The organism is Kocuria rhizophila, from assembly GCF_003667225.1.
GTDB lineage: Bacteria > Actinomycetota > Actinomycetes > Actinomycetales > Micrococcaceae > Kocuria > Kocuria rhizophila.
The window spans coordinates 1-25,917 of the sequence record NZ_RCOM01000013.1 but is presented as its reverse complement, the minus strand read 5'-3'; the positions used below and the strand labels follow the sequence as shown (position 1 = coordinate 25,917).

Annotated in this window: 20 protein-coding genes and 1 riboswitch; all 20 genes read right to left on the bottom strand. The window is 68.2% G+C overall.

Translation table 11 applies throughout. The features are described from left to right. Positions 1–13 precede the first annotated feature (13 nt). Positions 14–295 (bottom strand): 30S ribosomal protein S19, encoded by a 282-nt coding sequence (gene rpsS, locus D9R02_RS03705; protein ID WP_019309646.1) that lies wholly within the window; start codon positions 293–295, stop codon positions 14–16. A gap of 12 nt (positions 296–307) precedes the next feature. Beyond that, positions 308–1,147, bottom strand: a complete 840-nt coding sequence (gene rplB, locus D9R02_RS03700) for a 50S ribosomal protein L2 (protein WP_019309647.1) — start codon at positions 1,145–1,147, stop codon at positions 308–310. A 31-nt stretch (positions 1,148–1,178) separates the two neighbouring features. After that, entirely contained in the window at positions 1,179–1,484 is a 306-nt protein-coding gene (gene rplW / locus D9R02_RS03695) for a 50S ribosomal protein L23 (protein ID WP_019309648.1), read from the bottom strand. Continuing rightward, positions 1,481–2,104: a 50S ribosomal protein L4 gene (gene rplD, locus D9R02_RS03690; protein WP_019309649.1), complete on the bottom strand. Its 624-nt coding sequence runs from the start codon at positions 2,102–2,104 to the stop codon at positions 1,481–1,483. Before rplD ends, rplW begins: the two co-directional genes overlap by 4 nt. Positions 2,105–2,109: 5 nt before the next feature. After that, positions 2,110–2,766 (bottom strand): 50S ribosomal protein L3, encoded by a 657-nt coding sequence (gene rplC / locus D9R02_RS03685; protein ID WP_019309650.1) that lies wholly within the window; start codon positions 2,764–2,766, stop codon positions 2,110–2,112. Between the two features lie 16 nt (positions 2,767–2,782). After that, positions 2,783–3,091, bottom strand: a complete 309-nt coding sequence (gene rpsJ / locus D9R02_RS03680; RefSeq protein ID WP_003803825.1) for a 30S ribosomal protein S10 — start codon at positions 3,089–3,091, stop codon at positions 2,783–2,785. A 677-nt stretch (positions 3,092–3,768) separates the two neighbouring features. Further along, on the bottom strand, positions 3,769–4,959 hold the full coding sequence (gene tuf / locus D9R02_RS03675; protein ID WP_019309651.1) for an elongation factor Tu: 1,191 nt from the start codon (positions 4,957–4,959) through the stop codon (positions 3,769–3,771). Positions 4,960–5,116: 157 nt separating this feature from the next. Further along, positions 5,117–7,231, bottom strand: a complete 2,115-nt coding sequence (gene fusA / locus D9R02_RS03670) for an elongation factor G (protein WP_019309652.1) — start codon at positions 7,229–7,231, stop codon at positions 5,117–5,119. A gap of 81 nt (positions 7,232–7,312) precedes the next feature. After that, complete coding sequence (gene rpsG / locus D9R02_RS03665; protein WP_012397685.1) at positions 7,313–7,783, bottom strand: 30S ribosomal protein S7; 471 nt, start codon at positions 7,781–7,783, stop codon at positions 7,313–7,315. Continuing rightward, positions 7,783–8,157 (bottom strand): 30S ribosomal protein S12, encoded by a 375-nt coding sequence (gene rpsL, locus D9R02_RS03660; RefSeq protein ID WP_012397684.1) that lies wholly within the window; start codon positions 8,155–8,157, stop codon positions 7,783–7,785. Before rpsL ends, rpsG begins: the two co-directional genes overlap by 1 nt. Before the next feature lie 620 nt (positions 8,158–8,777). Next, a complete protein-coding gene (locus tag D9R02_RS03655) occupies positions 8,778–12,665 on the bottom strand; it encodes a DNA-directed RNA polymerase subunit beta' (protein WP_019309653.1) in 3,888 nt (1,295 codons plus the stop codon). A 65-nt stretch (positions 12,666–12,730) separates the two neighbouring features. Then, a complete protein-coding gene (rpoB, locus tag D9R02_RS03650; RefSeq protein ID WP_070636808.1) occupies positions 12,731–16,240 on the bottom strand; it encodes a DNA-directed RNA polymerase subunit beta in 3,510 nt (1,169 codons plus the stop codon). Between the two features lie 227 nt (positions 16,241–16,467). Next, positions 16,468–17,211 carry an MBL fold metallo-hydrolase gene (locus tag D9R02_RS03645; RefSeq protein WP_039101865.1) on the bottom strand — a complete coding sequence of 248 codons (744 nt, stop codon included), beginning with the start codon at positions 17,209–17,211 and terminating at the stop codon, positions 16,468–16,470. A 153-nt stretch (positions 17,212–17,364) separates the two neighbouring features. Continuing rightward, a complete protein-coding gene (gcvT, locus tag D9R02_RS03640; protein ID WP_039101866.1) occupies positions 17,365–18,510 on the bottom strand; it encodes a glycine cleavage system aminomethyltransferase GcvT in 1,146 nt (381 codons plus the stop codon). Further along, positions 18,510–21,404, bottom strand: a complete 2,895-nt coding sequence (gene gcvP, locus D9R02_RS03635; protein ID WP_121566353.1) for an aminomethyl-transferring glycine dehydrogenase — start codon at positions 21,402–21,404, stop codon at positions 18,510–18,512. Before gcvP ends, gcvT begins: the two co-directional genes overlap by 1 nt. A 160-nt stretch (positions 21,405–21,564) precedes the next feature. Continuing rightward, a riboswitch (glycine riboswitch) is annotated at positions 21,565–21,682 on the bottom strand. Positions 21,683–21,871: 189 nt separating this feature from the next. Next, on the bottom strand, positions 21,872–22,258 hold the full coding sequence (gene rplL / locus D9R02_RS03630; RefSeq protein ID WP_019309658.1) for a 50S ribosomal protein L7/L12: 387 nt from the start codon (positions 22,256–22,258) through the stop codon (positions 21,872–21,874). Positions 22,259–22,383: 125 nt separating this feature from the next. Continuing rightward, positions 22,384–22,917 (bottom strand): 50S ribosomal protein L10, encoded by a 534-nt coding sequence (gene rplJ, locus D9R02_RS03625; protein WP_019309659.1) that lies wholly within the window; start codon positions 22,915–22,917, stop codon positions 22,384–22,386. Between the two features lie 414 nt (positions 22,918–23,331). Further along, positions 23,332–24,168, bottom strand: coding sequence for a formate dehydrogenase accessory sulfurtransferase FdhD (fdhD, locus tag D9R02_RS03620; RefSeq protein ID WP_059281404.1), 837 nt, complete (start codon positions 24,166–24,168; stop codon positions 23,332–23,334). A 1-nt stretch (position 24,169) separates the two neighbouring features. Beyond that, positions 24,170–25,366 carry a molybdenum cofactor biosynthesis protein MoaE gene (locus D9R02_RS03615; RefSeq protein ID WP_220700412.1) on the bottom strand — a complete coding sequence of 399 codons (1,197 nt, stop codon included), beginning with the start codon at positions 25,364–25,366 and terminating at the stop codon, positions 24,170–24,172. Continuing rightward, complete coding sequence (moaC, locus tag D9R02_RS03610; RefSeq protein ID WP_019309662.1) at positions 25,363–25,860, bottom strand: cyclic pyranopterin monophosphate synthase MoaC; 498 nt, start codon at positions 25,858–25,860, stop codon at positions 25,363–25,365. Before moaC ends, D9R02_RS03615 begins: the two co-directional genes overlap by 4 nt. Between the last annotated feature and the right edge of the window lie 57 nt (positions 25,861–25,917).

Here is a 25,917-nt window from a genome sequence, read left to right as displayed (position 1 = left end):
CTGACCCCTGGGGTCAGCGACGCTTGCCCTTCTTGTCGTCCTTCACATGGCCGCGGAACGTGCGGGTGGGAGCGAACTCGCCGAGCTTGTGCCCGACCATCGACTCCGTGACGAACACGGGAACGTGCTTGCGCCCGTCGTGCACGGCAATGGTGTGGCCGAGCATGTCGGGGATGATCATGGAACGGCGGGACCACGTCTTGATGACGTTCTTGGTGCCCTTCTCGTTCTCCTTGGCGACCTTCACGAAGAGGTGCTGATCAACGAAAGGGCCCTTTTTGAGACTGCGTGGCATTGTTCAGGCTCCTTAGCGCTTGTTCTTGCCGGTACGACGACGACGCACGATGAGCTTGTCGCTTTCCTTGTTGGGGCGACGGGTGCGTCCCTCGGGCTTGCCGTTGGGGTTGACCGGGTGACGACCACCGGAGGTCTTGCCCTCGCCACCACCGTGGGGGTGGTCCACCGGGTTCATGACCACACCGCGGACAGTCGGGCGGATGCCCTTCCAGCGGTTGCGGCCGGCCTTGCCCCAGTTGATGTTCGACTGCTCGGCGTTGCCGACCTCGCCGATGGTCGCGCGGCAGCGCACGTCCACGTTGCGGATCTCGCCGGAGGGCAGGCGCAGCTGGCCGTACTTGCCCTCACGGGCGACCAGCTGGACCGATGCGCCGGCGGAGCGGGCGAGCTTGGCTCCCCCACCCGGACGCAGCTCCACGGCGTGCAGGACGGTGCCCACGGGGATGTTGCGCAGCGGCAGGTTGTTGCCGGGCTTGATGTCCGCGGTGGGGCCGGACTCCACGACGTCACCCTGCTTGAGGCGGTTCGGCGCGATGATGTAGCGCTTGGTGCCGTCCACGTAGTGCAGCAGGGCGATGCGAGCCGTGCGGTTCGGGTCGTACTCGATGTGCGCGACCTTGGCGTCCACGCCGTCCTTGTCGTGACGACGGAAGTCGATCACGCGGTACTGGCGCTTGTGGCCACCACCCTTGTGGCGGGTGGTGATGCGGCCCGTGTTGTTGCGACCGCCCTTCTTGGGCAGCGGACGCACCAGGGACTTCTCGGGCGTGGTGCGCGTGATTTCTACGAAGTCCGCAACCGACGAGCCACGACGGCCCGGGGTTGTCGGCTTGTGCTTACGGATAGCCATGTTTTGAGTTCCTCGTTAAAGTGGTCTCCGCTCAGGAGAGCGGACCGCCGAAGATGTCGATGGAGCCTTCCCGAAGGGACACGACGGCACGCTTGGTGGCCTTTCGCTGTCCCCAGCCGAAGCGAGTGCGCTTGCGCTTGCCGGGACGGTTGAGGGTGTTGATGGACGCAACCTTCACACCGAAGATCTGCTCGATTGCGTACTTGATCTCGGTCTTGTTGGCCGAGGGGTCCACCTGGAAGGTGTACTTGCCCTCGTCGATCAGACCGTAGGACTTCTCGGAGACCACGGGACGGATGATGACGTCGCGCGGGTCCTTGTTGTAGATGGCGCTCACTTGGCGTCCTCCTGCTTGCTACCGGACGCGGCTGCCACGAACGACTCGTAGGCGGCCTTGGTGAAGACCACGTCGTCCGAGACGAGCACGTCGTACGTGTTGAGCTGATCGGCGTACACGGCGTGCACGTTGACCAGGTTGCGCACGGACAGCGCGGCGGTGTCCTCGCCGCGGTCCAGCACGACCAGCAGGTTCTTGCGCTCGGAGATCGAGCGCAGCGCCTGCTTGGCGGCCTTCGTGGACGGCTCGGCACCGCTCACCAGATCCGCAACCACGTGGATGCGGCCGTTGCGGGCCCGGTCAGAGAGGGCTCCGCGCAGGGCGGCGACCTTCATCTTCTTGGGGGTGCGCTGGGAGTAGTCACGCGGCGTCGGACCGTGGACCACGCCACCACCGGTCATGTGCGGGGCGCGGATGGAGCCCTGACGGGCGCGGCCAGTGCCCTTCTGCTTGAACGGCTTGCGGCCGGCGCCGGAGACCTCGGCGCGGGTCTTGGTCTTGTGCGTGCCCTGACGCGCGGCGGCCAGCTGGGCGACGACGACCTGGTGCAGCAGCGCCACATTGGTCTGCGCGTCGAAGATCTCAGCGGGCAGCTCGACGTTGACGGTTTCAGTTGCCATGGATATCAAGCTCCCTTCACGGTGGAACGGACGAGGACGACCGATCCCTTGGGGCCCGGCAGGGCGCCCTTGATGAGCAGCAGGGAGTTCTCGGCGTCAACCGCGTGCACGGTCAGGTTCATGGTGGTGTGACGGGCGTTGCCCATCCGACCGGCCATGCGCATGCCCTTGAACACGCGTGCGGGGTACGACGCGCCGCCGATGGAGCCCGGCTTGCGGTGGTTCTTGTGCGCACCGTGGGAGGCGCCGACGCCGGAGAAGCCGTGACGCTTCATCACACCGGCCGTGCCCTTGCCCTTGGTGGTGCCGACCACGTCGACCTTGGCGCCGGCCTCGAAGAGCTCGACGGACAGTTCCTGTCCCAGCTCGTACTCGGCGGCGTCGGAAGTACGGAGTTCGACGACGTGGCGACGGGGCGTCACGCCTGCAGCGGCGAAGTGACCGGCCAGCGGCTTGGTCACCTTGCGGGGATCGATCGCACCGAAGCCGATCTGCACGGCGTTGTAGCCGTCCTTGTCCTCGTTGCGCAGCTGCGTCACGACGTTGGAGTCGGCCTTGACCACGGTCACCGGCACGAACTTCCCGTTCTCGTCCCAGACCTGGGTCATGCCGAGCTTCGTGCCCAGCAGGCCCTTCACCTGGCGTTCGAAAGTGGTAGTCATTGGGGTGCGATCCTTTTTACAGCTTGATTTCGATGTTCACGTCAGCGGGCAGGTCGAGACGCATGAGCGAGTCGACAGCCTTGGGCGTGGGGTCGATGATGTCGATCAGCCGCTTGTGCGTGCGCATCTCGAAGTGCTCGCGGCTGTCCTTGTACTTGTGCGGCGACCGGATGACGCAGTACACATTCTTCTCGGTGGGCAGCGGGACGGGTCCCACCACCGTGGCGCCTGCGCGCGTCACCGTCTCAACGATCTTCCGGGCCGAGACGTCGATGACCTCGTGGTCATAGGACTTCAGCCGGATGCGGATTTTCTGTCCCGCCATGGCGTCGTGACTCTCTTTCTTCAAGTACTTCCCTGTATGGAGCCCAGGGCTCCTTGTGTTCGGCGGCCTCTGCCGCCGCCCCGCACAGACTGAATCCGGACGATTCCGGGTTCCTCACCCTGCCGGGGCTCCGGCACCCGAACTCGGGCGTGTCGCGGTGGACTACGCTGCCGAGCTCGCACAATGACATGGTGCCGGTGATGAGTGGTTGTCCGCGGCGCGGCCGCGCGGTGCTGCGTGCGTCACGAGTGCTTCGGCTGCACAACTGCATTGCACCCGGTTCCTGCGACGTACGAGGCGTTGGTGCCGCCGCGCGTGAAGCACGCGCCGCTGAGCGAACAACAGCGACCATTCTGCCAGAGAGAACAGCAGCGGCGCAACCTGGGAGACCGCACCTGGGACGCTCCCCCGGGCCCAACGACGTCGCCCCGCCCGACTCGGGAACGCGAGGTAAGGTGGCCGCAGCCGGTAGTCCCAGGTGTCATGCACCGGGGCGCACCGCTGCGACAGCGATCGTCGGCCGCCGGCAGCCTCGACCCGCTGCACCGGGTCACCGGGGAACCTGGGGACGTGAAAACCTCGGCGTAGCTAGCGGGTACGACGAAGCCCCGTGGTTCCGGGGAACCACGGGGCTTCACGAGGGATCAGTTCAGAACCTCTCCCCGATCATCACATGATCACTTGATGATCTTGGTCACACGACCCGAGCCAACGGTGCGGCCACCCTCGCGGATGGCGAAGCCGAGGCCGTCCTCCATGGCGATCGGCTGGATCAGCTCGACCGTCATCTCGGTGTTGTCGCCGGGCATGACCATCTCGGTGCCCTCGGGCAACGTGATGACGCCGGTGACGTCGGTGGTGCGGAAGTAGAACTGCGGACGGTAGTTCGAGTAGAACGGGTTGTGACGCCCGCCCTCTTCCTTGGACAGGATGTAGACGTTGGCCTCGAAGTCGGTGTGCGGGGTGATGGAACCCGGCTTGCACACGACCTGGCCGCGCTCGACGTCGTCACGCTTGAGACCGCGCAGCAGCAGGCCGCAGTTCTCGCCCGCCATGGCCTCGTCCATCTGCTTGTGGAACATCTCGATGCCGGTGACCGTGGTCTTCTGCACGGGGCGGATGCCCACGATCTCGACCTCGGAGTTGATCGGCAGGGTGCCGCGCTCGGCGCGGCCCGTCACCACGGTGCCACGACCGGTGATGGTGAAGACGTCCTCGATGGGCATGAGGAAGGGCTTGTCGGTGTCACGGATGGGATCCGGCACGTTCTCGTCCACAGCCTCCATGAGGTCCTCGACGGACTTGACCCACTGGGCGTCGCCCTCGAGGGCCTTCAGAGCGGAGACGCGCACCACGGGGGCGTTGTCACCGTCGAAGCCCTGGTCCGACAGCAGCTCGCGAACCTCCATCTCGACGAGGTCGAGCAGCTCTTCGTCGTCCACCATGTCGGACTTGTTCAGCGCGACCAGCAGGTAGGGCACGCCCACCTGGCGGGCGAGCAGCACGTGCTCGCGGGTCTGCGCCATGGGGCCGTCGGTGGCGGCGACCACGAGGATCGCGCCGTCCATCTGAGCCGCACCGGTGATCATGTTCTTCACGTAGTCGGCGTGACCCGGGGCGTCCACGTGGGCGTAGTGACGCTTGTCGGTCTGGTACTCGATGTGCGCGATGTTGATCGTGATGCCGCGCTGCTTCTCCTCCGGGGCGGAGTCGATGGCACCGAAGTCGCGCTGCTCGTTGACGTCCGGGTACTTGTCAGCCAGGACCTTGGAGATTGCAGCGGTGAGCGTGGTCTTGCCGTGGTCAACGTGGCCAATGGTGCCAATGTTGAGGTGCGGCTTGGTGCGCTCGAACTTGGCCTTCGCCATGATGTGTTCCTCCTAGAACATTGAGGTGAGACTTGCTCGACTGCTCCGGGCACCGGAGCATGTGACCACAGCGCATCGGCGCTGAGCGTGTCGAAACCTGTGCAAGTCTACTTCTGGATTACGAATTTACTGAAATCTCGGGGCGAACCCCGATGGCTCACTCGCCGCGGTTCTTCTGGATGATCTCCTCGGCCACGGCCTTGGGAACCTCTGAGTAGCTGTCGAACTGCATCGAGTACACGGCGCGACCCTGCGTCTTGGAACGCAGGTCGCCGATGTAGCCGAACATCTCGGACAGCGGCACCAGAGCCTGCACGAGCTTGACACCCGTGACGTCCTCCATGGACTGGATCTGGCCACGGCGGGAGTTCAGGTCGCCGATGACGTCACCCATGTACTCCTCGGGCGTGCGGACCTCGACGGCCATGAGCGGCTCGAGCAGCACCGGGTTCGCACGGCGCGCACCCTCCTTGAACACCATGGAGCCGGCGATCTTGAACGCCATCTCGGAGGAGTCGACGTCGTGGTAGGCGCCGTCGACCAGCGTGGCCTTGACGCCCACGACCGGGTAGCCGGCGAGGATGCCGAGCTGCATGGCGTCCTGGATGCCGTGGTCCACGGAGGGGATGTACTCGCGCGGCACGCGACCACCGGTCACGGCGTTGTCGAACTCGTACAGCTCCTCGGCGTCCAGGGGCAACGGCTCGAAGGAGACCTGCACCTTGGCGAACTGGCCGGAGCCACCCGTCTGCTTCTTGTGGGTGTAGTCGACCTTCTCGACAGCCTTCTTGATGGTCTCGCGGTAGGCCACCTGGGGCTTGCCCACGTTGGCCTCCACGCGGAACTCGCGCTTCATGCGGTCCACCAGGATGTCCAGGTGCAGCTCGCCCATGCCGCCGATCTCGGTCTGGCCGGTCTCGTCGTTGAGGGACACCGTGAAGGTGGGGTCCTCGGCGGAGAGCTTCTGGATGGCGGTGGAGAGCTTCTCCTGGTCGCCCTTGGTCTTGGGCTCGATGGCCACGAAGATCACGGGCTTGGGGAAGCTCATGGACTCCAGCACGATCGGGCTGGACGAGTCGCACAGGGTGTCGCCCGTGGTGGTGTCCTTCAGACCGATGGCCGCGTAGATGTGACCGGCGGAGATCTCCTCCACCGGGTTCTCCTTGTTGGAGTGCATCTGGAAGAGCTTGCCGATGCGCTCGCGCTTGCCCTTGGTGGAGTTCAGGACCTGCTCGCCGGCCTTGGCCTTGCCGGAGTACACGCGGATGTACGTGAGCTGGCCGTAGAACGGGTGCGACGCGACCTTGAACGCCAGCGCGGCGAACGGGCCGTTGGCGTCTGCGGTGCGGGTGAGCACCTCTTCCTCGTCGTTCACAGCGTGACCCTGCACGTCCTCCACGTCGAGCGGGGAGGGCAGGTAGTCCACCACGGCGTCGAGCATGGGCTGCACGCCGCGGTTCTTGAACGCGGAGCCGCACAGAACGGGGTACGCGGCGGAGGAGATGGTGAGCTTGCGGATGCCGAGCTTGATCTCGTCCTCCGTCAGCTCCTCGCCGCCGAGGTACTTCTCCATGAGGTCGTCGTCGGCCTCGGCCACGGCCTCGACCAGCTGGTTGCGGTACTCTGCGGCGCGGTCCTGGAGGTCCTCGGGGATCTCACGGGTCTCGTACTTGGCACCCAGGGAGACGTCACCCTTGGAGTCGCCCTCCCAGACCAGGGCCTTCATGGTGATGAGGTCGACCACGCCCACGAAGTCGTTCTCCGCGCCGATCGGCAGCTGCAGCACGAGCGGGGTGGCACCCAGACGGGACTTGATGGTGTCCACGGTGAAGTAGAAGTCGGCGCCCAGCTTGTCCATCTTGTTGACGAAGCAGATGCGGGGCACTTCGTACTTGTCGGCCTGGCGCCACACGGTCTCGGACTGGGGCTCCACGCCCTCCTTGCCGTCGAAGACCGCCACGGCGCCGTCGAGCACGCGCAGGGAGCGCTCGACCTCGACCGTGAAGTCCACGTGACCCGGGGTGTCGATGATGTTGATCTGGTAGTCGTGCCAGTAGCACGACGTCGCGGCGGAGGTGATGGTGATGCCGCGTTCCTGCTCCTGGGCCATCCAGTCCATCGTGGAGGCACCGTCGTGCGTCTCGCCGAGCTTGTGGTTGATGCCCGTGTAGAACAGGATGCGTTCGGTGGTCGTGGTCTTACCGGCATCGATGTGAGCCATGATGCCGATATTGCGGACCTTGTTGAGGTCGGTAAGCACGTCGAGTGCCACGATGGTTCCCTTCGTAAAAGGTGGTGCCGGGCCCTGGAAGTCGGCCCCGCGGATCCGCGGGGCCGACAGGACTACCGAATTTTACCAGCGGTAGTGGGCGAAGGCCTTGTTGGACTCGGCCATCTTGTGGGTGTCCTCGCGGCGCTTGACAGCGGCACCGAGGCCGTTGGAGGCATCGAGGATCTCGTTCTGCAGGCGCTCGGTCATGGTGTTCTCACGACGGGCCTTGGAGTAGCCCACGAGCCAGCGCAGGGAGAGCGCCTGGGCGCGACCGGCCTTGACCTCGACGGGCACCTGGTAGGTGGCGCCGCCGACGCGACGGGAGCGGACCTCGAGGGCCGGCTTCACGTTCTCCAGGGCCTTCTTCAGGGTGGCCACCGGATCGGAGTTGGTCTTGTTGCGCACACCTTCGAGGGCACCGTAGACGATGCGCTCGGCGGTGGACTTCTTGCCGTCCTGCAGGACCTTGTTGATCAGCTGCGTGACCACGGGCGAGCCGTAGACGGGATCGACGACGAGGGGGCGCTTGGGAGCGGGACCTTTACGAGGCATTACTTCTTCTCCTTCTTGGCGCCGTAGCGGGAGCGGGCCTGCTGGCGACCCTTGACACCCTGGGTGTCGAGCGCGCCGCGCACGATCTTGTAGCGGACACCGGGGAGGTCCTTCACACGACCGCCGCGCACGAGCACGATGGAGTGCTCCTGCAGGTTGTGGCCCTCGCCGGGGATGTAGGCGGTGACTTCCACGCCGCCGTTGAGCTTCACACGGGCCACCTTGCGCAGCGCCGAGTTCGGCTTCTTGGGGGTGGTGGTGAACACGCGGGTGCAGACGCCGCGCTTCATGGGGTTCCCCTTGAGCGCGGGAGCCTTGGTCTTCACGACCTTGGAGTGCCGGCCCTTGCGGACCAGTTGCTGGATAGTTGGCACAGTGCCTCCTGTTGGAGCGGAGTCCGGTGGTTGCCGGGCCCGCCGGTGACGGAACATTGATCCCGGGGTGCTCGCGGGCAGGTTCCGCGCCGCGGATCCTCCCCTGAGCATGACGAAAGATGGCATCTAGGTACAAGGTGCGTACCACAGGACAGGGTCCGATTTGCCATCTCATTGCAGAATGCCCGGAATCGAGCAATTCTGCCCCATCGTATCAGACCCGTCCGGTCCGCGGAACCGGAGAGGGACCGTCCTGGAAACTCCCGCGAGCCGTCGCGGCCTCACGTGCGGGCCACCCGCCGGACAGCAGCCCGTGCGGCCACCCTTCCACCACGCGCCGGCCCGGTCTGGACAACTGTTTTCGTTTGCCTTATGGGCTGGCAGTGGAAGCTTCGTGCGCGGTCAACTGCATCCGTTTGTTCTTTGATCTCGGCTCTCACCAATCTGCGCCCCTTCCCCCTGCGGCCGTCCGCGTCTGGATCAACGACAGGAGCCGGGACACGACGAAGCCCGGGTGGACCTCCCTCGTGCGGGAGACCCACCCGGGCCGGGTCGGAACTCAGTCGCTCTTCACCACGCAGTCACCGCGCCCGTGGCGCGGGACCGGCAGTGCGGGCGACTCAGTTGCCGAAGTCGTAGTCGTCCAGCGGAATGGCCTGGAACTCGGAGCCCAGTCCGCCGGCGTTCTCCTCGGCGTAGCTGAAGTCGGCGAACGCGGACGGGTCCGTGAACATCTGGGCCTTCGCCTCCTCGGTGGGCTCCACGTCCACGCTGTTGTACCGGTCCAGACCGGTACCCGCGGGGATGAGCTTGCCAATGATGACGTTCTCCTTGAGACCCAGCAGCGGGTCCGACTTGCCCTCCATGGCGGCCTGCGTGAGCACACGCGTGGTCTCCTGGAAGGACGCGGCGGACAGCCACGAGTCCGTGGCCAGCGAGGCCTTGGTGATGCCCATGAGCTCCGGACGACCGGCGGCGGGACGGTTGCCCTCGGCCACCGCACCGCGGTTGGCCTCGAGGAAGCGCACGTTGTCCACCAGCTCACCCGGCAGCAGCGCGGTGTCACCGGACTCGATGATGGTCACGCGACGCAGCATCTGCCGGACGATGACCTCCACGTGCTTGTCGTGGATGCCCACGCCCTGTGAGCGGTACACGCCCTGGACCTCGTCCACGAGGTGCTTCTGCGCCTCGCGGGGCCCGCGGATGCGCAGCACCTCCTTGGGATCCACCGCACCGGTGACGAGCTGCTGGCCGACGTCGACGTGGTCGCCGTCCGCCACGAGCAGCTTGGCGCGGCGCAGCACCGGGTAGGCGAACTCCTCGTCGCCGTTGTCCGGGACCACCACGATCTTGAGGGACTTGTCGGTGTCCTCGATGCGGATCCGACCGGCCACCTCGGAGATCGGGGCCACGCCCTTGGGGGTGCGGGCCTCGAAGAGCTCCTGGATTCGGGGCAGACCCTGCGTGATGTCACCGTCCGAGGAAGCCACACCACCGGTGTGGAAGGTGCGCATGGTCAGCTGGGTACCGGGCTCGCCGATGGACTGCGCGGCCACGATGCCCACGGCTTCGCCGATGTCCACCAGCTGGTTGGTGGCCAGCGACCGGCCGTAGCACGCGGCGCACACGCCCACGGCGGACTCGCACGTCAGGACCGAGCGCACGCGCACCTGGTCCACACCGGCATTGTAGAGCTTCTCGATCATGGCGTCGGACATGTCCGCGCCGGCCTCGGCCAGCACCTCGCCGTTCTCGTCCGCCACGGCGCTGGCCAGCACGCGGCCGTGCACCGTGTTCTCCACGTCCTCGCCGAGCGTGCGCACGCCGGTGTCCGTGATGTCCGCCAGCGGCAGCGTCAGACCGCGTACGGTCTGGCAGTCCGACTCGCGCACGATGACGTCCTGCGAGACGTCCACCAGACGACGGGTCAGATAGCCCGAGTTGGCGGTACGCAGCGCGGTGTCCGCGAGACCCTTTCGAGCACCGTGGGTCGCGATGAAGTACTCCAGTACCGACAGGCCCTCACGGTAGGAGGACTTGATCGGACGGGGCATGATCTCGCCCTTGGGGTTGGCCACGAGGCCGCGAATGCCGGCGATCTGGCGGACCTGCATCCAGTTGCCTCGAGCGCCCGAGGACACCATACGGTTGATGGTGTTGGTGGGCTCCAGGTTGTCGCGCATGGCCTGCGCAACCTCGTCGGTGGCCTTGGACCAGATGTCGATGAGCTCCGAGCGGCGCTCGTCGTCGTCGATCAGACCCTTGTCGTACTGGCCCTGGATGCGCGCGGCCTGCGCCTCGTAGCCCTCCATGATGGCGGGCTTCTCCGGCGGGGTCGCGATGTCCGAGATGGCCACGGTGACGCCCGAGCGCGAGGCCCAGTGGAAGCCGGCGTCCTTGAGGTTGTCCAGCGTCTTGGCCACGCGGGTCATCGGGTAGCGCTCCGCGAGGTCGTTCACGAGCGCGGACAGGTGCTTCTTGTCCGCGACGTTCTCGTCCCAGGGGTAGTCCTCGGGCAGAGTCTCGTTGAACAGCACGCGCCCCAGGGTGGTCTCCACGACGGCGGGCTGACCCGGCTCCCAGCCCTCCGGGGCCTCCCAGCCCGCGTAGGGCACGAAGTCCTCGAGGCGGATCTTGCACTTGGCGTTGAGGTGCAGCTCGCCGGAGTCGTTGGCCATGATGGCCTCGGCCACGGAGGAGTAGCTGTTGCCCTCCCCCGCCCAGCCCTCACGCACGGTGGTGAGGTGGTACAGGCCGATGATCATGTCCTGCGAGGGCAGGGCGATCGGCTTGCCGTCCGAGGGCTTGAGGATGTTGTTCGAGGACAGCATCAGCACACGGGCCTCGGCCTGCGCCTCCGGGGACAGCGGCAGGTGCACCGCCATCTGGTCACCGTCGAAGTCCGCGTTGAACGCGCCGCACACGAGCGGGTGCAGCTGGATGGCCTTGCCCTCCACGAGCTGCGGCTCGAAAGCCTGGATGCCCAGACGGTGCAGGGTGGGCGCACGGTTCAGCAGCACCGGGTGCTCGGTGATGACCTCTTCCAGCACGTCCCACACCTGGGGACGGTAGCGCTCCACCATGCGCTTGGCTGACTTGATGTTCTGCGCGTGGTTCAGGTCCACCAGGCGCTTCATCACGAACGGCTTGAACAGCTCCAGCGCCATCTGCTTGGGCAGACCGCACTGGTGCAGCTTCAGCTGCGGACCCACCACGATCACGGAACGACCGGAGTAGTCCACGCGCTTGCCCAGCAGGTTCTGGCGGAAGCGACCCTGCTTGCCCTTGAGCATGTCGGACAGGGACTTCAGGGCACGGTTGCCCGGACCCGTGACGGGACGGCCGCGGCGACCGTTGTCGAACAGCGAGTCCACGGCCTCCTGCAGCATGCGCTTCTCGTTGTTCACGATGATCTCGGGGGCACCGAGGTCCAGCAGACGCTTCAGGCGGTTGTTGCGGTTGATCACACGACGGTAGAGGTCGTTGAGGTCGGAGGTCGCGAACCGGCCACCGTCCAGCTGCACCATGGGGCGCAGCTCCGGCGGGATCACCGGAACGGCGTCCAGGACCATGCCGAGCGGCGAGTTGTCCGTGGTGAGGAACGCGTTGACCACCTTGAGGCGCTTCAGGGCGCGGGTCTTGCGCTGGCCCTTGCCCGTGGCGATGGTCTCGCGCAGCGCCTCGGCCTCGGCCGCGAGGTCGAACGTCTCGAGGCGCTTCTTGATGGACTCAGCGCCCATGGAGCCCTCGAAGTACATGCCGTAGCGGTCCACCATCTGGCGGTACAGGGCCTCGTCGCCCTCGAGGTCGTTGACCTTGAGGTTCTTGAAGCGGTCCCAGACCTTCTCCAGGTAGTCGATCTCGCGGTCGGCGCGCTTGCGCACGTTCGCCATCTGGCGGTCGGCGGAGTCGCGCAGCTTGCGCTTCTCGGCGGCCTTGCCGCCCTCCTCCTCGACACGCGCGAGGTCGGTCTCGAGATCGCGGGCGATCGCGTTGATGTCCGCGTCCCGGGTGTCCTCGAGCTGCTTCTTCTCGCGGTCGATCGCGGCCTGCAGGTTGGGCAGGTCGTCGTGACGCGCCTGCTCGTCCACGGACGTGATCATGTACGCCGCGAAGTAGATGACCTTCTCGAGGTCCTTGGGCGCGAGGTCCAGCAGGTAGCCCAAGCGCGAGGGAACGCCCTTGAAGTACCAGATGTGGGTCACGGGAGCGGCGAGCTCGATGTGGCCCATGCGCTCACGACGCACCTTGGCACGCGTGACCTCCACGCCGCAGCGCTCGCAGATGATGCCCTTGTAGCGCACGCGCTTGTACTTGCCGCAGTAGCACTCCCAGTCCCGGGTGGGACCGAAGATCTTCTCGCAGAACAAGCCGTCCTTCTCGGGCTTGAGCGTGCGGTAGTTGATGGTTTCCGGCTTCTTGACCTCGCCGTAGGACCAGCCGCGGATCTGATCCGCGGTGGCCAGGCCGATCTGCATGAGACCCAGTGAAGAATCGTTGGACATAAGGTCCTGTCCCTCTTTCGTAAAATCCTGAAGTGTGACGAGCTGATCTGTGGACGAGCGGGGTCTCAGACCTCTTCGACCGAGCTGGGCTCGGAGTGGGAGAGGTCGATGCCGAGCTCGTCGGCAGCCCGGAAGCTGTCGTCCTCGGAATCACGCATTTCCACTGTGTTGCCGTCCGCGGAGAGAACCTCCACGTTCAGGCACAGGGACTGCATCTCCTTGATGAGCACCTTGAAGGACTCGGGCACACCCGGTTCGGGGATGTTCTCGCCCTTGACGATGGCCTCGTACACCTTCACGCGGCCGTGGACGTCGTCGGACTTCACGGTGAGCAGCTCCTGCAGGGTGTAGGCGGCGCCGTACGCTTCCAGCGCCCACACCTCCATCTCACCGAAGCGCTGACCGCCGAACTGCGCCTTACCGCCCAGCGGCTGCTGGGTGATCATGGAGTACGGACCGGTGGAGCGGGCGTGGATCTTGTCGTCCACCAGGTGGTGGAGCTTCAAGATGTACTGGTAGCCCACGGAGACCGGGTCCGGGAACGGCTGGCCGGAGCGGCCGTCGAACAGCCGGGCCTTGCCGGAGCGCCCGATCAGGCGCTGACCGTCCCGCGTGGGGTTGGTGTGGTCCAGCAGGTCGAAGATCTCGTCCTCGCGGGCGCCGTCGAACACCGGGGTGGCCACGTTGGTGGGTCCGGAGCTCTTGGGGAAGTTGCTGAGCCCCTTGAGCCACTCGGGGTCGCCCTCGATGTTCCAGCCCTGCTTGGCCAGCCAGCCGGTGTGGACCTCGAGCACCTGGCCCAGGTTCATGCGGCCGGGCACGCCCAGCGGGTTCAGGATGACGTCCACCGGGGTGCCGTCCTCCATGAACGGCATGTCCTCGACGGGCAGGATCTTAGAGATGACGCCCTTGTTGCCGTGGCGTCCGGCGAGCTTGTCGCCGTCCGTGATCTTGCGCTTCTGCGCCACGTAGACGCGCACCACCTGGTTGACGCCGGCGGGCAGGTCGTCGTCCTCGTCCTCGCGGTCGAAGACTCGCACGCCGATCACGGTGCCGGACTCGCCGTGGGGCACCTTGAGGGAGGTGTCGCGCACCTCGCGGGACTTCTCGCCGAAGATGGCGCGCAGCAGGCGCTCCTCGGGAGTCAGCTCGGTCTCGCCCTTGGGCGTGACCTTGCCCACGAGGATGTCGCCGGCCTGGACCTCGGCGCCGATGTGGATGATGCCGCGCTCGTCCAGAGCAGAGAGCACCTCCTCCGACACGTTCGGGATGTCACGCGTGATCTCCTCGGCACCGAGCTTGGTGTCGCGGGCGTCGATCTCGTGCTCCTCGATGTGGATGGACGTGAGGACGTCCTCGGAGACCATGCGCTGGGAGAGGATGATGGCGTCCTCGTAGTTGAGGCCCTCCCAGGACATGTACGCGATGAGCAGGTTCTTGCCCAGTGCGAGCTCACCGTGGTCCGTGGATGGACCGTCGGCGATCACCGTGCGGGGCTCCACACGCTGGCCCTCGGACACGATCACGCGCTGGTTGTACGTGTTGCCCGGGTTGGAGCGCACGAACTTGTTGATCGGGTAGAGCTTGGTGGTGCCGTCGTCGTTGAGCACCGTGACGAGGTCCGCAGAGACCTCCTCGACGACACCCGGCTTGGTGGCCAGGACGGAGTCCCCGGCGTCCAGTGCGGCGTAGCGCTCCATGCCGGTGCCCACGAGGGGTGCCTCGGAGGTGAGCAGCGGCACGGCCTGACGCTGCATGTTGGCGCCCATGAGCGCGCGGTTGGCGTCGTCGTGCTCGAGGTACGGGATCAGGGCGGTGGCCACCGACACCATCTGGCGCGGGGAGACGTCCATGAACTCGATGTCGGTCGGGTCCACGAGCACGGCCTCGCCGGAGCCGTCGGAGGCACGGGCGAGGACGGCGTCCTCGGCGAAGTGGCCGTCGTCGGTCAGGGGCGCGTTGGCCTGCGCGATGGTGAGCCCGCGCTCGTCGTCCGCGGTGAGGTAGACGACGTCGTCGGTGACGGTGCCGTCCACGACCTTGCGGTAGGGCGTCTCGATGAACCCGAACGGGTTGATGCGCGCGTAGGTCGCGAGCGAGCCGATCAGACCGATGTTGGAGCCCTCAGGGGTCTCGATCGGGCACATGCGGCCGTAGTGCGAGGGGTGGACGTCACGGACCTCCATGCCCGCACGGTCGCGCGAGAGGCCGCCGGGGCCCAGCGCGGACAGGCGGCGCTTGTGGGTCAGACCCGCGAGCGGGTTGTTCTGGTCCATGAACTGGGACAGCTGGGAGGTTCCGAAGAACTCCTTGATCGCGGCCACCACGGGACGGATGTTGATCAGGGTCTGGGGCGTGATCGCCTCGACGTCCTGGGTGGTCATCCGCTCGCGCACCACGCGCTCCATGCGGGAGAGGCCGGTGCGGATCTGGTTCTCGATCAGCTCGCCCACGGCGCGGATGCGACGGTTGCCGAAGTGGTCGATGTCGTCCACGTCCACGTGGATCTCGCGGGCCTCGCCGTCACGGGTGCCGGGCATGGTGGAGCCGCCGTCGTGCAGGGTGACGAGGTACCGGATCATGGCCACGATGTCGTCCAGGGACAGCACGGAGGCGTCCGGGTCCGAGAACGGCTTGTCCAGGCCCAGCTTGCGGTTGAGCTTGTAGCGGCCCACCTTGGCGAGGTCGTAGCGCTTGGGGTTGAAGTACATGTTGTCCAGCAGGGACTGCGCGGCGTCGACCGTGGGCGGCTCCCCCGGGCGCAGCTTGCGGTAGATGTCCAGCAGGGCGTCCTCGCGGGACTCCGTGGTGTCCTTCTCCAGGGTTGCGCGGATGGAGTCGAACTCGCCGAACTCCTCCAGGATCTTGGCCTCGCTCCAGCCCAGCGCCTTGAGCAGCACCGTGACGGACTGCTTGCGCTTGCGGTCCAGGCGGACGCCCACCTGGTCGCGCTTGTCGATCTCGAGCTCGAACCACGCACCGCGGGAGGGGATGATCTTGGCGGAGTAGATGTCCTTGTCGGACGTCCGGTCCTGGCCCTTCTCGAAGTAGGCACCCGGGGAGCGCACCAGCTGCGACACCACGACGCGCTCGGACCCGTTGATCACGAACGTGCCCTTCTCCGTCATCAGCGGGAAGTCGCCCATGAACACGGTCTGCTGCTTGATCTCGCCCGTGTTGTTGTTCATGAACTCGGCCTTGACGTACAGCGGCGCCGAGTAGGTGGCGTCGCGGTCCTTGCACTCGTCCATGGTGTACTTCGGGTCGTAGAACTCCGGCTCGGAGAACGAGAGGGACATGGTCCCCTGGAAGTCCTCGATCGGGGAGATCTCCTCGAAGATGTCCGAGAGCCCGGACGTGGTGGACACGCTGGTGTCACCGGTCTCCTGGGCCTCGACCACGCGGGCCTGCCAGCGCTCGTTGCCCACCAGGCGGTCGAAGCTGTCGGTCTGCAGCGCGAGCAGGTTGGGGACGTCCAGCGGTTCGTGGATCTTCGCGAAGGATATGCGACGCGGAATGTTGTCGCTCGTGGGGTGGTTGGCGGAGACGTTCGTATCGGTGCTCGAGGCGACCAAGATGTGATCCTTCCACAGACATGCAGTGAATACGCGAGGTTCCCGGGGAGAGAGAAAGGGGCCGGTGACGACGAGTGTCGCGGGCCGCCCCTGCGGCGCCCACCGCTATATGAAGGCACGCATGCATAAGGGACAACGCAAAGCACTAGCTTAGGCGAACCACCGGGGCTTGTCCACACCCTTGCTGGACGAAACCCCGCCCGGGCCGTAAGATGCCCGGTCGGCGCTCAGGCGACGCCGTTCGCGCGCCCCTGCGACGCCGCCCGGACCGCACCGAGGCGCCACGGATCTCCGTGACCGGGCAGCACCAGCCCCACCCCGGTGTCCGCGATCGCCGCGAGGGAAGCCAGGGCCATGTCCGCATCCGCGGTGGCCGCACCGGCCACGATGCGCGGCCCGGTCAGACCGGTGTAGGGGTCGAGGGTCACGAGGGCGTCCCCCGTGATCACGGCGTCGGCGTCCGGAAGGTGCAGCGCGCAGTGCCCCCAGGTGTGCCCCGCGGTGGCCACCACCCGGGGGCTTCCCGGGACGGGCACCGTCTGTCCCGCGGTGAGCTCCCGGGTGACGTCCACCCCGCGCACGGCGGCGGCCCCGCCCGCCAGCATGGATCCCAGGACGGGGACGGCCCGGGGGTGGCGCAGCGGGTACACCGCCGTGGGGCGTTCGTGGGCGTAGGAGTAGGGGTGCGCCGCGAGGTGGCGCTCCTTCTCGTGGGCGTAGACGGGGATCCCCAGGCGTCGCACGAGCTTGGCCGCGACCCCCACGTGGTCGAAGTGCGCGTGGGTCAGCACGAGAGCCCGGATGTCCTGCGGTGTCCGCCCGAGCTCGCGCACCGCCCACCCCAGCTCGTTCCACACCCGCGGCAGCCCCGCATCCACGAGCGTCAGCCCGCGCGAGTCCTCCAGCAGGTAGCAGTTGACGTGGTGGTTCTGGATCATGTGGATCCCGGGAGCGACGTCTCGCAGGAACACGGTGTCTCCTTCTCCGCCCACCCCGCTCCCGCGCGGTGGGCCTGTCCCGGCCCGCACGGTGGTCGGGTGTCGTACGACGGAGCGGGCCTGCCAGGAGGCTACTCCCGACAGGCCCGCTCGTGGCACCACCCCTGGGGGTCGTGCGTGGTGCGCTCAGCCCCGCTTGTAGAACGGCATCGCGGTCTGCGCCACCTCGACGCCGCGGCCGCGGGCGTCCTGGACACTCACGTTCCCGGCGGCGATCTCCTCGAGGGCGTCCGTGGCCACGAGGGCCATGGCCACGGGCTTGCCGAGGGTGGGCGAGGGCAGACCACTGGTGACCTCACCGACGGTCCGCTCCCCCGCGAGCACCGTGTACCCGGCACGGATGGGCTTGCGCCCGAGACCCTCCAGCCCGATCAGGGTGCGCTCGGGAGCGTTCTGCAGCATGGCAGCCAGGGCGTCGTGGCCCACGGTGCGGGTCCCGGCCTCGTCCTTCTTGCGCAGGGCGACCTCCACGAGCTTGCCCAGTCCCGCCTCCACGGGCGTGATCTCGGTCGAGAGCTCGTGGCCGTAGAGCGGCATGCCCGCCTCCAGGCGCAGGGAGTCCCGTGCCGCCAGTCCCGCGGGCTGCACGGGTGCGTCCTCGGTGCCGAGCTCCTCGGCGGTCGCGAGCAGGGCGTTCCACAGCGTCTCGGCATCGGCGTTCGCGCAGTACAGCTCGAAGCCGTCCTCACCGGTGTAGCCCGTGCGGGCGGCCAGCACGTCCGCACCGCCGCAGCGGGCGACGGCGCACGCGTAGTACTTCAGGCCCGCCACCTCCTCGGCGGGGTCCAGTCCGGTGGCCCGGAGCACCTCGAGCGCCCGGGGTCCCTGCACGGCGATCAGGGACGTCTCAGGGCCCTGGTTCTGCACCGTGACGTCGAAGCCCTCGGCCCGCTGCTGCAGCGCCTCGACCACCGTGTCCTGGTTGCCGGCGTTCGGCACCACGAGGTAGCGGTCCTCGCCCAGGCGGTAGGTGATGAGGTCGTCCAGCACGCGGCCGTCCTCGTCCACGATCACCGAGTACTTGGCCCGGCCCACGCCGATGCCGGACAGCACACCCACGAGGGCGTGGTCCAGGAAAGCCCCGGCCTGCGGCCCGGTCACCTCCACCTCGCCCATGTGGGAGAGGTCGAAGATCCCGGCGCCACGGCGCACGGCATGGTGCTCGGCGGTGTCACTCGCGTAGCGCACGGGCATGGACCAGCCGCCGAAGTCGGTGAACCGGGCCTCCAGGCGCTCGTGGGCCGCGTGCAGTGCGGTCTGACGCTCGCTCATCACTTCTCCTCTCCGGACGCGGCGGCGTGCGCGGCGTCGAACGCTTCGATCGGCGGGCACTCGCACACCAGGTTCCTGTCACCGGCGGCGTTGTCGATGCGCCCCACGGGGGGCCAGTACTTCACGCGGCGCAGCCCGGACACGGGGTAGCCGGCCTGGCTGCGGGAGTAGGACCGGTCCCAGTCGTCCGCGGTGAGCACCTGGGCGGTGTGCGGCGCGTGGCGGATCACGGACTCCTCCAGGGAGACCTTCCCGTCCGCGATCTCCTGCATCTCCGCGTGGATGGTCCGCATGGCCTCGATGAAGCGGTCCAGCTCCTCGATCCCCTCGGACTCGGTGGGCTCCACCATGAGGGTGCCCGCCACGGGGAACGCGAGCGTGGGCGCGTGGAAGCCGAAGTCCACGAGCCGCTTGCACACGTCCTCGGCCGTGACGCCCGAGGCCTTGGTCATGGGGCGCAGGTCCAGGATGCACTCGTGGGCCACCAGCCCGCCGTCCCCCGTGTAGAGCGTGGGGAACACGTCCGAGAGCCGGCGGGAGATGTAGTTCGCACCCAGCACGGCCGTGCGGGAGGACTCGGTGAGCCCCTTCGCCCCGGTCATGGCGATGTACATCCACGTGATGGGCAGCACGCCTGCGGAACCGTGCGGTGCCTGGGCCACGGGGAAGCCCGCGCCGCGCTCGTCGAGGTCTGCCGTGGCCGGGTTGCCGGGCAGGTAGGGCACGAGGTGCTCGGCCACGGCCACGGGGCCCACGCCGGGCCCGCCGCCGCCGTGCGGGATGCAGAACGTCTTGTGCAGGTTCAGGTGGGAGACGTCTCCGCCGAAGCGGCCGGGACGTGCGAGGCCCATGAGCGCGTTCAGGTTGGCACCGTCCACGTAGACCTGCCCGCCGGCGTCGTGCACCGCGGCGCAGACCTCGGTGATGTCGGTGTCGTACACGCCGTGGGTGGAGGGGTAGGTGACCATGATGCCGGCCAGCTCGTCCCCCACGGAGTCGATCTTCGCCCGGAGGTCGTCCTGGTCGATCGTGCCGTCCTGGGCGGTGGCCACCACCACGACCTTGAGGTCCGCGAGCACCGCGGACGCCGCGTTGGTGCCGTGGGCCGAGGAGGGGATCAGGATGGTCTTGCGCTGGTGCTCGCCGCGGTCCACCTGGTAGCGGCGGATGGCCAGCAGGCCGGCCAGCTCGCCCTGGGAACCCGCGTTCGGCTGGACGGAGACCGCGGCGTATCCGGTGATCTCCGCGAGCCAGCCCTGCAGCTGCTCGATGAGCTCGGTCCACCCGCGGGTCTGGTCCTCGGGAGCCAGGGGGTGGATGCTCGCGAACTCGGGCCACGAGATGGGCTCCATCTCTGCGGCCGCGTTGAGCTTCATGGTGCACGAGCCCAGCGGGATCATGGTGCGGTCCAGCGCGAGGTCCTTGTCCGACAGCTCGCGCAGCCAGCGCATGAGCGAGGTCTCCGAGCGGTGGGTGTGGAACACCGGGTGGGTCAGGTACTCGTCCGTGCGCAGCAGCGCCTCCGGCAGCTCGAACGCGGAGCCGCCCGGTTCGGACTCGCCCTCGGCGGCGCCGCACGCCTCGGTCACGGCGGTGAGGACCTCCACGACGTCCCGGTCGGTGTGCGGCTCGCCGAAGCTCACGCCCACGGTGTCGCCGTCCACGCGGCGCAGGTTGTACCCCCGGTCCGCGGCGGCGGCCACGACGGCGTCGGCCTGGCCGGGCACGGAGAAGGTCACCGTGTCGAAGAAGCGCTCGTGGGCCACCTCGATGCCACGGGCCCGCAGTCCTGCTGCAAGGTCAGCGGCCATGCCGTGCAGCCGCTCCGCCAGCGCGCGCAGCGCCACCGGACCGTGGTGCACCGCGTACGCCGCGGCCACGATGGCCAGCAGCGCCTGGGCGGTGCAGATGTTGGAGGTGGCCTTTTCGCGGCGGATGTGCTGCTCACGCGTCTGCAGCGCCAGGCGGTAGGCGGGAGCGCCGGAGGAGTCCGTGGACACACCCACGATGCGCCCGGGCAGGGAGCGCTCCGTGCCCTTGCGGGACGCCAGGAACGCCGCGTGGGGCCCGCCGAAGAACAGGGGCACGCCGAAGCGCTGGGCGGAGCCCACCGCGATGTCCGCGCCCATCTCCCCCGGACTGCGCAGCATGGTCAGGGCGAGCAGGTCAGTGCTCACGCTCACGAGCGATCCGGCCTCGTGGGCGGCTTCGATCACGGCGGTGGGATCGGTGACGTCCCCGTCCGCGCCGATCTGCGCAACGACGACGCCGAAGAAGTCACCGTCCGAGATCGCCTGCGCGGCGGCGTCGGGATCGCCGAGGTCCGCGAGCACCAGCTCGATGCCCGCGGCGCGCGTGCGTCCGGTGAGCACGGCCAGCGTCTGCGGCAGGCTGCGGCTGTCCACGAGGACACGCATGCTCTTGGAACGGCGGTTGGCGCGGCGCATCATGAGCACTGCCTCGGCCACGGCGGAGGACTCGTCCAGCAGCGACGCGTTCGCGACCTCCAGACCGGTGAGGTCGATGACGGCGTTCTGGAAGGTCAGCAGCAGCTCCAGGCGGCCCTGGGAGATCTCCGGCTGGTACGGGGTGTAGGACGTGTAGAAGCCCGGGTTCTCCAGGATGTTGCGGCGGATCGCGGCGGGCGTCACGGTGTCGTGGTAGCCCTGGCCGATCATCTGGCGCATCACGGTGTTGCGGGAGGCGATCCGGCGCAGCGCGGACAGCGCCTCGGGCTCGTCCAGGGGCTCCGGCAGGTCGAGGGACTCGCGCATCCGGATGCTCTCCGGGACGGCGCGGTCGATCAGCTGGTCCAGACTCTCGGCGCCCACGGCGCCGAGCATGGTGGTGAGGTCATCGGCGTCGGGGCCGATGTGGCGTGACAGGAACGACATGCGAAAGTCTCCTGGGCTGCTCGTGGGCACGGCGTGCCCGATGAGTCCTCCCCGCTCTGTTCCATGACCTGAGAGATTTCGCCGGGGCCGCCCGCGGCGTGCCACCGACCTGCCCCGCCGGTGCTCCCCGTCCCGCAGGACCGTGAGCTCTTCAGAGTGGCCTGGTGCGGCGGTACGGGTGCCTGAGAGATTCCCGGGGAGGGTTTGCTCCTTCGGCGGTGGCGCGGTCCTGGACGGTTCCCCGCCCCTGACCCGCCACGCTCTCCCGCCGCACTGTGACGGCCGAATGGTCAGGAGACAGTTTCGCACATCACACCGACGACGTGAATGCCCCCGTCCGGGGGCGACGCACGAGGCCCGGGATGCGCAGAACCCCGCACCGTGCGGTGCGGGGTTCTGGGGTGAGCCGGTCGAGCGGCGTCAGAGCACGCTCACCCGGGCTCGGCAGGCGCGCGAGGCGCCCCGGATCACTTGACGGTGACGGTGGCGCCGGCGCCCTCGAGGGCTTCCTTCGCCTTGTCAGCGGCTTCCTTGGTGGCGCCTTCGAGGACGGCCTTGGGGGCGCTGTCCACGAGGTCCTTGGCTTCCTTCAGGCCCAGGGAGGTCAGGCCGCGAACTTCCTTGATGACCTGGATCTTCTTGTCACCGGCGGACTCGAGGATGACGTCGAACTCGGTCTTCTCCTCCTCAGCGGCACCGGCGTCGCCGCCGGCGGGGGCCGCACCGGCCACGGCCACGGGGGCGGCAGCGGTGACGTCGAAGGTCTCCTCGAAGGCCTTCACGAAGTCGGACAGCTCGATGAGGGACAGTTCCTTGAAAGCCTCGATGAGCTCTTCGGTGGTCAGCTTAGCCATGGTGTTGGCTCCTTACTTGTACGTGGTGCCGGAGCGGGTGGCTCCGACGAGGTGTGCGTGGGAAGAACACGGGTCTGTGCGGGACGGGGCCCGACCACCCGGAACCTGGGGTTCCCCGAAGGGGATCAGGCAGCGCTCTCGCCCTGCTCGTCCAGCTTGGCGCGCAGCGCATCCGCGGTGCGCACGGTCTTGGACAGCGGGGCCTGGAACAGCGCGGCGGCCTTGGACATCGACGCCTTGGCGGCACCGGCGACCTTGGCCAGCAGAACCTCGCGGGACTCGAGGTCCGCAAGCTTCTTGATCTCGTTCTCGTCCATTGCGACGCCGTCCAGGTAACCGCCCTTGACGACCAGCTGGGGGTTGTCCTTGGCGAAGTCACGCAGGCTCTTGGCGGCCTCGACGGCGTCACCGGACACGAAGGCGATGGCCGAGGGGCCGGTGAGCTGGCCCTCGAACGCCTCGATGCCCGATTCACGCGCGGCAATGGCGGTGAGCGTGTTCTTCACCACGGCGTATTCGGCGTTCTCACCGAGTGCACGGCGCAGCGTCTTCAGCTGAGCCACGGTGAGCCCGCGGTACTCCGTCAGGACGGCAGCGTGCGAGTTGGAGAACAAGTCCTTCAACTCTGCAACCGCGGCAGCCTTTTCAGGATTCGCCATGGTGCTCCTTCCTTACATGTGGATGCCGGCTCCGTGTCCGCCGGAGGCTGACACGACAAAAGCCCCGCGCAGATGCCCGGGGCTCGACCATGCTCGGATGCGCACATGTGAGTACGTGCTCCGATGAAGGGTTCGTGCTGGTTCACCTGCGCTGGACGGTTCTCGATGCCGAGAACCTCTTAGACCACGCACACCGAAGTGCGCATGATGACCGGCGGTCTTTGGTGCCACCACCGTACCCCAGAGGCGTGGGCCCATGCAATTTCCCGCGGCCACGCCCGCCCGGGGCGTGGCCGTGAGCGCGGGTGGGGTCGGGAGCGGCCCCTCCCCGGGGCGCGACGGCTGCGCCGCGTCGGCCGCCCAGCGGGGTGGTCGCCCAGCGAGGTGATCCGCGCGTCACGGCGGTCGCGCGGATCACCGTCCCGTGATGCGCTCCGGGAAGCTGTAGACGTTGCACCGGCCCCGGCGGTTGAACCCCACCACGGTGACACCGCGCTCCCGCCCCGAGCTGACGGCGAGCGCCGAGGGCGCGCTGACGGCGGAGAGCACGGGGATCCCGGCCATCGCCGCCTTGCCCACGAGCTCGAAGGACGCCCGGGCGGAGACCTGCAGCACCACCTCGTCCAGAGGAAGCAGCCCACGCTGCACGGCCCAGCCGACCACCTTGTCCACCGCGTTGTGGCGCCCCACGTCCTCCCGGACCACCAGCGGTTCGTCCCGCCCCACGGGGAAGAGGGCCGCGGCGTGGACTCCCCCGGTGGCATCGAAGATCCGCTGGTGCCCGCGCAGCTCGTCGGGCAGCGAGACGAGCCGCGCCGCGCTCACGAGGGGGCGGGGCGGGGCCACCGGGTGGGCGCTCGGCTTCGCCACGGAGTCCAGGGACGGCGTGCCGCACACCCCGCACGAGGAGCTCGTGAACACCTGGCGCCGCGCGCCGCGGTCCGGGCCCGGAGCACGGGGGGAGAGCTGCACGTCCACCACGTTGTACGTGCGGTGCCCGTCCTGGTTCACACCGGAGCGGTAGTCCATCTTGAGCACGTGGGAGATCTCCGTGATCACGGCCTCGCTCAGCAGCAGGCCGGTCACGAGCTCGAAGTCGTCGCCGGGGGTGCGCATGGTCACGGTGAACGGCTCACCGTCCAGGCGGATCTCCAGCGGCTCCTCCCCCGCGAGCCGGTCCGGCCCCGCGGCGACCTCCCCAGAGGCGTCGAAGCTCCGCACGCGGGCGGGGACGATTCTGCGCGCCACCATCTCAGGCGTCCAGTCCCACCCAGGTGTGCCGCCCGTCCTCGAAGCTCTCCCGCTTCCAGATGGGCACGCACTCCTTGATGCGGTCCACGAGCCGGGAGCACGCCGCGAAGGCCTCCGCTCGGTGGGCCGCGGCCACGGCCACCTCCAGGGCGCTGTCCCCCACGGCGAGCGCCCCGATGCGGTGCTCGGCCCACAGCCGGACCCCCGGGTGCTCACGGGCGACCTCCCGCACCGTGTCCGTCATGACCTGCTGGGCCGCGGGGTGCGCACTGTACTCGAGCCCCGTCACACCGCTCCTGCCGCCGTCGTGGTCCCGGATCACCCCGCTGAAGCCGACCACCGCACCGCAGCCGGGGTCGGCCACCTCGCGCCGGGCGAGGTCCCCGTCGAGCGGTTCCTCCGTGATCCGAGCCCGGAGCACGGGGTCTTCCGCCGCGGGCGCGTAGCGCGGGTCACCGCCCGGGGACGACGCCGCCGCGTCCGGGACCGCGGCCCGGGCGGCGTCGTGTGCCGGCCCCGGCCCGCAGGTGGCAGTGGTGCCGGCGACCACCCTGGCGTCCGCGTCGTCCGGGTGGGAGTCGTCCTCGGCCGCGGGGAGCACCTCGTCACCGGAGCGGGTCACCGAGCGGTCCTCCCCGTGGCCGTGGACGTCCTCCAGCTGCGCGCTGATGTGGTCGATGAGGGGATCCAGCACCGCCATCCCGTCCTTGACCCCGCCGCGGGAGCCCGGGAGGTTCACCACGAACGTCCGCCCCACGTGACCGGCCACGCCGCGGCTCATCGCGGCGGTGGGAGTCTTCTGAAGTCCCTGCGCCCACAGCGCGTGCACGATGCCCGGGGACTGACGTTCCAGCACCGCGGCAGTGGCCTCGGGAGTCACGTCGTCCGAGTTCAGCCCCGTTCCCCCAGAGGTGACCACGAACCGCGGCCCCTCCTCCGTGTGGGAGTGCGCAGTGAGACGCCGCAGTGCGGTAAGCACCTCCGGTCCGTCCGGAACCACGTGCACCCTGGTCCGCAGACCCCTGCCCTCGAGCCAGTCCCGCAGCACAGGTCCGCACAGGTCCTGCGCCGTTCCCGCGGCCGCGGAACTGGAGACGATCACGACCTCCGCCCGGCGTCCCACCAGGTGGAAGTCGCCGATCTCGTCCCGGTGGGCGGGACGCTGGGCGCCCACGTTCCGCTCGCCGTGTCCGCTCACGATGCGCTCCAGTCACCGCTCTTGCCGCCCGACTTGGCCAGCACCCGGGTGTCCTCGATGCTGGCGGCCTTGTCGACGGCCTTGACCATGTCGTACAGCGTGAGAGCTGCCACGCTCGCGGCGGTCAGCGCCTCCATCTCCACACCGGTGACACCGCGGGTGCGCACGGTGGCCTGCACGACCACCCTGTCCCGCTGCGGCTCGAGGTCCACGGTCACCTTGCTCAACGGCAACGGATGGCACAGGGGCACCAGCTCCGGCGTGCGCTTGGCCGCCATGATGCCCGCGATCCGAGCCACGGCCAGGGCGTCGCCCTTGGGCAGGTCCCCGTTCGCGAGCAGCTCGACCACGTCCGGGCGCGTGACGAGCACGGCCTGGGCCGTGGCCTCCCGGGACGTCACGGCCTTCTCGCTGACATCCACCATGTGCGCCGTGCCGTCCTCGCGCACGTGCGTGAGACGCTGCGGCGTCCTGTCCTCGGGCTGATCGCTCACTGTTCTCCTTGGGGTCGTGGGCCGTGGGGCGCCGTGCGTGGTGGGGCGTGGTGCGGG